An 8257-nucleotide genomic window follows, 5' to 3' on the forward strand; every position below is an offset into this window, starting at 1 on the left:
GCCGAGCGGGACAGCCCGGCAGCCAGTGCTTCAGCGGCCGTTGCGCCCTCGGCGGTGCGGCTCGCCGACACCGCGGTGGAGACGGTGGCCGCGGCGGCGACGGCCAGGGATCCGCCGACGTACCGGGCCATGTTGGAGATGCCCGAGGCCTGGCCCACCTCCGCCGGGGCGACGGCGGCGGTGGACGCCGAGGACGCCGGCCCGTTGGCCAGGCCCAGACCGATCGCGGTGACGGCCAGCGGCAGCACGAAGGCGGCGTAGCTCCAGGACGCGGTGACGAACGTGAGCGCCGCGCAGCCGAGAGCGGCCAGCGCGAAGCCGACGGCGACCGCCCGCCGGGTGCCGATCCGCACCGCCAGCGGGGTGATCAGCGGGGTGACCGCGATCATCGCCGCCGCGGCCGGCAGGGTGGCGAAGCCCGCCTCCAGCGCGCTCATGCCGAAGCCCGCCGGGTCCTGGAAGTACAGGCTGAGGGTGTACATCAGGGCGTTGATCGCGCCGGCGACGAGCAGGATGGCCAGGGTCGCGCCGACCACCACACGGTTGCGCAGCAGCCGCAGATCGACCAGGGGAGCGGCGGCCCGGCGCTCGGCGGCCACGAATCCGGCCGTGCCGAGCACCGAGATCACCAGGCAGCCGATCGTCGCCGGTGAGAACCAGCCCCAGCCGGCGCCCTCGCTGAGCGCCAGCACGAGCGGCACCAGCGCGACCGCGATGAGCACGGTGCCCAGCACGTCGATGGACCGGGGACGGTCGGGGTCGCGCGATTCCGCGACGGTCCGCAGGGTCAGCGGGATGCAGGCGGCCGCGACGGCGGCGTCGATCCAGAAGAGACCCTGCCAGCCGGTCGTGTCGGCCAGCAGCCCGCCGATCAGAGGCCCGGCGGCCGCGCCGACCGCGGAAGCCGCGCCCCACAACGTGATGGCGCGCATCTGACCGGCGCCGGACGACGCGACCGACAACAGGCTCATGCCGCAGGCGAGCACCGTCGAGCCGGCCGCGCCCTGGATCATCCGGCCGGCGATCACCCCGGTGTCGCTGCCGGACAGGGCGATGAGCACGCAGGAGGCGGTGAACAGGATGAGACCGCCGACGAAGATGCGCCGGCGGCCGAAGACGTCCCCCATCGCGCCGGCGGTCACGATGACCGCGGCGCCGACGAGCATGTACCCGGTGACCGCCCACTGCAGCCGGCTCACCGTGGTGTGCAGATCCGCGCTGATCGCCGGCAGCAGGATCGTCACCGCTGACGTGTTCGCGTTGACCACCAGGGCCGAGACGCAGGCCGCCAGCAGGACACCCCGGCCCGCCGCGCGGTTGTCCCGCGCTGTCGTGCCGAGCCCGGCCATCAGATTTCACCCGTTCGTGGCATGACTTCCCCCTCCGCGGGCCGCGGTCGGCCGCCGGAGTACCAGCCTGGCAACCGGGCGGTGCGGGGGCCTCACTCGGCGCGGATGACCGCGCCAGGGGGTCAGCCGCGGACGGGCGTCGTCACCACTGGGCCAGGTCGAACGAGTGGCGCCCGGGGTGGCCCTCGAAGAGCAGACAGGCGTCGTCGTCCTGGGCTTCGCCCGGCTCCTCGCTGACCCCGGGACAGGCCGCCACCTGCTCGACCGTGGAGGAGCTCATGGTCCAGCGGACCCACCACTCGATGTCGTCGCACTGCTGGCCGAGGGCACCGTGCGGACCGGGGTGGCGGAACTCCAGCCGGCACTCGTGATCACGCCGTACGGGCTGGGCGGCGAAGGGCCGCCGCTTGAGCCAGAGCACCTGGAAGTCACTGAGCTCGATCCGTGCAGGACACCGTTCACCGGGCGAGAACACGAGGACACCGTACTGGTACCCCGCACGGATAGCGACACAGAGCGCCGGTACGCGCGAGGGTGATGCCGGCCCACCCCCTGGACGGGCCGGCACCCGGCCGGACGACGGTGCGCCCACTCGCACCTGGACCCGGGGAGCGCGCCGCTGACTACGGGACGGTCGCGCTCGGATGGCGCGCCGGACAGGGTCCCTCAACGTCTGCCCGGCGTCGGCGCCGCGGGTGCCGGTCGCCCGGCGTTCCCCCAGTCAGCCAGACGGCGGCGGCCGCCTGCTCATCCCAGGGGAATGAATCGCTCCGTCCGGCCCGGACGGCACCGGCGGCGTGGACCGCCGGTCATCCCGGCCGGCTGAGGCACCGGTCCGGGCGCATCGGGCAGGCTCGGCGCGACCCGCAGCCGCACCGACACCAGGAGGACATCATGAAGCTCGGACCCGGGACCCGTCATGGCCGCTGAGCAGCCGTCCCGCACGGTCACGCGGCATCCGCCCGCACACTCCGCGCCGCCGGCCCCGCTGACCGCCCGGGCCACCGCCTGGCTGGGCTGGATCCTGTTCGTCAGCATCATCATGCTCGCGGCCGGACTGATCAACATCGTCCAGGGCCTGGTCGCGCTGCTGGACGACGACTTCTATGTCACGGCCGCCACCGGTCTGGCGGTCGAGGTGAGTTATACAGCCTGGGGCATCGCGCTGCTGGTGCTGGGGGTGGCCCTGCTCGCGGGCGCGTACGGCGTACTGACCGGCTACGGCTGGGGCCGGACCGTCGGTGTGCTGGCCGCCGCCGTCAACGCGCTGGTCAACCTCGGATTCGTGGCGGCGTACCCGCAGTGGACCGTGCTGGTCGTGGCCTTCGACGTCATCACCATCTACGCCCTGGTCGTGCACGGGGGAGCGGCCAAGACGCTGCGTACGGGCGCCGCACCTAGATGAGGCCGTGCTCGCGGGCCCGGGCTACCGCCTGCCCGCGCCGCGGGGTGCCGAGCTTGCGGTAGATGGCCCGCATGTGGGCCTTGATCGTGTTGACCGAGACGCCGAGCTGCTCGCCGATCTCCGCGGCCGTCAACATGGTCGGCAGGTAGCCCAGCACCTCGGTCTCCCGGTCGCTGAGGGCCATGATGCCGCCCGGGGTGACGTCGGGCGGCCCGGTCGCGCCGACCAGCCGCAGCAGGTCGGCGGTGAACGCGGTGTGTTCGCCGGTCATCAGGCGCTGCCGGGCGATGAGCGGGCCGAGCCGCCCGCCGGCCAGGGTGACGAACGGGCGGCGGATCCCCTCCGGTGCGGCGATCATGATGGCCTTGGCCACCATCTCGCCGGCCTGCAGCCCGTGACCGGCCGCCTCGGACACCAGGGCGCCCAGGACGCGGGCCTCGACCGTGGCCACGGTCTCCGACATCAGGGAGCCCCGTTCGGCCAGCAGGGCCTGGGCCCCGTTGAGGTCACGGTCGGTGAGCGCGGCGCGGACCAGCAGATTGCGTTCCGGCAGGCTCAGCGTGCCGCGCCGGGCCCGCGTCGCGTACCGCTGCCGCACCAGGTCGGGCCGGCCGGAACGCAGGTCCGCCTCGGACTCGGCGGCGAGCAGCCAGCGCTCGATCACCGGCATCCGGGCTCTCGGGTAGCGCGGCCGGTGCGCCTCCTGCAGGAACGCCCGCGCACTGGGCAGCCGGTCCTGGTCCATCGCGACCCGGGCCGCGATTCCCATCGACATCTTCCACTGGGCCGCTTCGGGGTCGCTGCGATGGGCGCGCAGGCCCTGCTGGAGCACCCGTTCGGCGCGTCCCGGACGGCCGCGCTCCAGCTCGACGAGCGCCGCCGCGTGGTGGGCGGCCACCACCTGCAGCGAGTTGGTCCAGCCGCCCCGCTCGGCCTTGTCCTGTGCGGCGCGGAAGTAGCTCTCGGCCTCGCGGACCGATCCGAACATCACCTCGAGCAACGCGAGGTGGCCCAGGGCGTTGATCTCGACCAGATCCACACCGACCGTGTACGCCGCGCTCGTCGCCATCGAGAGATACCGCTCGGCGGACTCCGGGCGCCCGGTCCACAGCAGTCCGACGCCCCTGTTGTTCAGCGCGACGGCCCGGTACTGCAATGTCGCGGGCAGCCGGGCGACCGGCTCCTGGGAGAGCGCGGTGAGCTGGGTGACCGCGTCGTCGACCACCACCGGCATGTCGCCGTCGACCCGGCTCACCGCCCCGCGCAGGGCCCGGATGGACACCTCGACGGCGCGCCGCTCGGCGACGGACCGGCCGGCCAGCAACTCCTGGGCCTCACCGAGGCGCTCGCGGATGCCGGCGTAGTCAGCCGCGTTGAACAGCAGCATGGCCCCGCACAGCACCAGCTCGGCGGTGCTCCCGAGCTCCGCCGCCGGCACCTGTTCGAGGACCTTGACCAGGCGCCCGCGGTCGCGCGAGAGTATCATCGGTGCGGCGTCGACGACGAGCCGGCCCACGTACGCCCAGTCCTGCGCGGCGACCGCGTGTCCGAGGGCATCGATGACCAGGCCGTGCCGGGCGTACCAGTCGGCGGCCCGCCGATGCAGCTGCGGCAGCATCTCCGGTGCCTGCACCATCAGGTGGTGCTGCAGCACGTCGCGGATGAGGTGGTGGTAGCGGAACCAGGAGGGCCGGGAGTCCAGCCGGACCACGAACTGGTTGACCTGCTCGAGCTCCTCGAGGGTGCGCTGCCCGGTGTCGGTGCGGGTGATCGCGTCGGCCAGCTCGCCGCTGAGATGTTCGCAGATGCTGGTGTACAGCAGGAAGGTCTGGAACTGCGGGGTCTGGCGGGCCAGCACCTCCTCGGACAGGTAGTCGTCGACCGGGCGCACGTCACCGGTGAAGTCGGCGACGGATCCGCCGTCCGGCCCGGCCACGAAGGCCGCCGCCAGCTGCAGGCCGACGGCCCAGCCCTCGGTGCGCCGCACCAGCAGCTCCGTCTCGTCCGCAGGCAGGCTCACGCCCTGACCGGCCAACAGCTCGGCGGCCTCCGCGGCGGTGAAGGCGAGGTCACCCGTGCGGATCTCGCTCAGCTCGCCGGCCGCACGCAGCCGGTGCAGGGGCAGGGCCGGCTCGGACCGGCTGATCAGGACGAGCCGGAGATCCTCACGCGGCGGGCGGAGCAGGCCACTGAGGTCCCGGATCAGCCGCCGGTCCTGGATCACGTCGAAGTCGTCGAGGACCAGCGCCACCGGTCCGTTGAGCCGGCTGAGCACCCGGCTCAGGGCCCGGATCTGTCCGATGTCGTCCAGCGGGGCGTCCACGTCACCGGGCGGCGGCCCGGCCGCGGTCACCGCCGTCGACCGCAGCGCGGCGAGCACGTGGCCCGAGAAGACCTGGGGATCATTGTCGTACGGGTCGAGCGTCAGCCACGCGACGGGAAGGCGCCGGGTCGCCGCCCACGCGGACACCATCGTGGTCTTCCCCCAGCCGGGACCCGCACTGACCAGGGTCACCAGCCGCCGCATCCCGGTGTCCAGCAGTTCGGTCAGCCGCGGCCGGTACAGCCGCGAACGCCCGATCCGGGGCCGGGACAGTTTCGGTGAGGCCAGCACCGCGTCGGCCCGGGCCGGCGGAACTCGGCCCCGGCGGTCCGTCTCACCGTTCTGCATCGCCATGCTCCCCCTCGGTCCGACCCGCACCAATCGTGCGTCCAGCGCCCGGTTCGCGCCGGGCCCGTGCGTCACCAGGCACGCAGGGCATCACGGATCGACAGGCCGCCGCAACATCCACTTGGGACATACCACCGCGGGCCCGGGCATCAGCGGCGGCCGGTGGACAGTGCGAGCCGGCGCAGGCGGACCCAGTCCAGCTCGGGCCGTGGCGGCGGCACGCCGGGCCGGTCGCGGGGCACCCGCACCCGCAACGCCGCAGGCTGGATCGTGCAGCGCACCGGTGTGGGCAGCAGGACCGCTTCACCGTCGATGCCCACCGGCAGCACCGGCACATCCGCGTCCACGACAGCCTCGGTCGCGGTGACCGCGGTGAGTGACTCGGCCGCCCACCGGCGACCCCGGACGAGCCCGGCGGCGTCGACGGCGCCCCGCACCCGGACCGCCAGGACGCCCAGGACGCCACCGTCCAGCCGCGGGCGCCGGCCCAGCCCGGCGATGTCGTCCGAACCGTACGGATTGTTGCTGACCAGCACGGCCTGGGGCGCGGTGCGGACGGTGCCACCGGTCAGCAGGCGCAGCCGGGGCCCGCGGTGCCCGACGAGCAGGTCGGGCAGCATGGTCAGGGCGGTACGGACCTTGTCGTCACGGTAGGCCTCGCTCTGCACGACAGCCGCGTACGCCCCGAACGAGGCGTTGTTGACGAACGTACGGTCACCCACCCGCCCCAGGTCGACCCGGACCTCGACCCCGTCGTCCAACGCTCGCAGGCACGTCGCCGGGTCCTCCCGGTCCAGGCCCAGATCGAGCGCGAAGTGGTTGCGGGTGCCCGCGGAGATCACCAGGAACGGCACGCCGAGCTCGGCCGCGACGGCGGCCACCCGGGCCTGGGTGCCGTCCCCGCCGGCGACGCCGAGCAGGTCCGCTCCGTCGCTCACCGCGTTCCGGGCCAGGTCGGCGACGTCCGTCTCCCCGGGTCCGCCCAGCAGGACCACCTCGGCGCCCAGCGACCGGGCCCGCTCGTCCAGGGCGAACCGCTCCACCTTGCCGCCGCCGGAGAACGGATTCATGATCAGGAACGGATGACGCGGGGCCGGCTGCTCGTACTCCACCGGGCCGGCCACTGTGCTGGACGCGGCGAGCGCGCGTCGTCCGGCGGCCAGGGCCCCGGTCCACAGCAGGGCCAGGACCACCACCACCCTGATCTGGCGGTTGCCGGCCAGCAGGGCCGCCACCGCCAGCGGGGCCAGCACCATGAGGGCTCCGGCCAGCCAGCGCCACAGTCCGCGGTGGGTGAGGAACCACCAGGCGCCGGCCAGGCCGGCCGCCATCCCACCGGCCATCACCGCCAGCAGCACGACGCCCACCAGGACTCCCACGACCAGCACCACGACGGTGGCGGTGGCCGCGAGCAGGAAGGCGAGCCGGGCGAGCCAGCGCTCGGCCGGCCGGGACGGTACGACCGGCGCAGGCACCTCCGCCGGAGCGGCATATCGGGCATGGCTGGTCATGTCGCCTCCGTCGGTACGCGTCTTCCGGCAGTGTCGTCGGCGGAGGGCGACCGCTGCCTCATGCCCGCCGGATGAACCCGGAACACCGGCTGCCTCGGCGGATGATCACGGCCTGGCCGGATTATCCGAATCGGAGGATGTGCTGTCCGCCTGGTGTGGAGAGGCTGAAGTTTCGATTTGCGCCCGCGGAGGGGGTCCCGTGCGTGCTGTTGCCTTGGCCGTCGATCCGGTGACCGATGAGACGACGACTGCGAATCCGTTGTGGAAGAACCGATTCGCCATTCCCGACCGTCCGCCTTTCGCCGTCGGCCGGGCCCGGCTGGTGGACCGGCTCCGCCGCAGCGAGGCACCGGTGACTCTGATCGTGGGACCCCCGGGCAGTGGCAAGACGCAGCTGGCGGCTTCCTGGGTGGCCGGCGTGACGATGTCCGGGGCCGTGGCGTGGATCAACCTGGAGGACGAGGACCGTACCTGCCCGTTCTGGACGGTCGTCCTCGAGGCGATGCGTCAGGCCGGTCTGGAGATCTCACCGTCGCTTGCGTCGTCGGCTGTCGCCTCGCCGGTGGACCGGTCCTTCCTGGTGCGGCTCGCGGCGGAGCTGAACCGGCTGGGCGAGCCGGTTCTGCTGGTGCTCGACGGGGTGTCCGATCTGGCCGGTGCCGCCTGGGCCGACGAGCTGGAGTTCGTTCTGCGGCACACCGCTGCGCTGTTGCGGGTGGTGCTGATCGGCCGGTGGGATCCGCCGCTGCCGACGCACCGCTACCGGCTGGCCGGTGAGCTGCTCGAGATCCGCAGTGCGGACCTGGCCTTCACCACCAAGGAGACCGACCAGCTCCTGGGCCTGCACGGGGTGCACCTCAGTGCGGCGAAACTGACAGCGCTGCTGGCGCACACCGAGGGCTGGGCCGCGGGCCTGCGGCTGTTCGCGATGGCCCTGCAGGGCCGGCCGGACGCGGACAGCGTGGTCGACAGCATCACCGGCAACGAGGCGACGATCGCCGAGTACTTCTTCGACGAGGTGCTCCGCACGCAGCCCGCGCACGTGCGGTCGTTCCTGCTCGATCTCAGCATCCTGGACACCTTCACCGCGGAGCTGGCCGAGGCGGTCACCGGCCGGGCCGACGCCCGCGCGATCCTCGCCGAGCTGGCCCGGTGCAATGCGTTCGTCCAGCCGACGGCCGAGTTCTCGGCCGTGTACCGCTTCCACCGGCTGTTCGCCGAGCTGCTGTGTGCCCAGCTGCTGTGCGCCGCGCCGGAGCGGCTGCGGCCGTTGCACCGCCGGGCCGCCGACTGGTTCGCCCGGCGGGGGCAGACCGTCGAG

At 73.3% G+C, this 8257-nt stretch carries 6 protein-coding genes; 2 read left to right on the plus strand and 4 right to left on the minus strand.

Features of this window, described 5'->3' with window-relative positions; all coding sequences use genetic code 11:
- Nucleotides 1-1349: MFS transporter (locus AB0C29_RS22415; RefSeq protein WP_360823167.1), on the minus strand; the 1349-nt coding region annotated here is incomplete at its 3' end.
- Nucleotides 1350-1491: 142 nt separating this feature from the next.
- Entirely contained in the window at nt 1492-1824 is a 333-nt protein-coding gene (locus AB0C29_RS22420) for a hypothetical protein (RefSeq protein WP_360823170.1), read from the minus strand.
- A gap of 444 nt (nt 1825-2268) precedes the next feature.
- Between AB0C29_RS22420 and AB0C29_RS22425 the strand changes: the two genes are divergently transcribed.
- Nucleotides 2269-2754: a hypothetical protein gene (locus AB0C29_RS22425; protein ID WP_360823173.1), complete on the plus strand. Its 486-nt coding sequence runs from the start codon at nt 2269-2271 to the stop codon at nt 2752-2754.
- Here AB0C29_RS22425 and AB0C29_RS22430 read toward each other — a convergent pair.
- Entirely contained in the window at nt 2747-5425 is a 2679-nt protein-coding gene (locus tag AB0C29_RS22430; protein WP_360823176.1) for a LuxR C-terminal-related transcriptional regulator, read from the minus strand. The genes AB0C29_RS22425 and AB0C29_RS22430 overlap by 8 nt on opposite strands.
- Nucleotides 5426-5574: 149 nt before the next feature.
- On the minus strand, nt 5575-6936 hold the full coding sequence (locus AB0C29_RS22435; protein ID WP_360823179.1) for a diacylglycerol kinase family protein: 1362 nt from the start codon (nt 6934-6936) through the stop codon (nt 5575-5577).
- On the opposite strand from AB0C29_RS22435, the gene AB0C29_RS22440 reads away from it, so the two are divergent.
- Nucleotides 6935-8257: AAA family ATPase (locus AB0C29_RS22440; RefSeq protein ID WP_360823182.1), on the plus strand; the 1323-nt coding region annotated here is incomplete at its 3' end. The genes AB0C29_RS22435 and AB0C29_RS22440 overlap by 2 nt on opposite strands.

Source organism: Actinoplanes sp. NPDC048791, assembly GCF_040650095.1.
Lineage (GTDB): Bacteria > Actinomycetota > Actinomycetes > Mycobacteriales > Micromonosporaceae > Actinoplanes.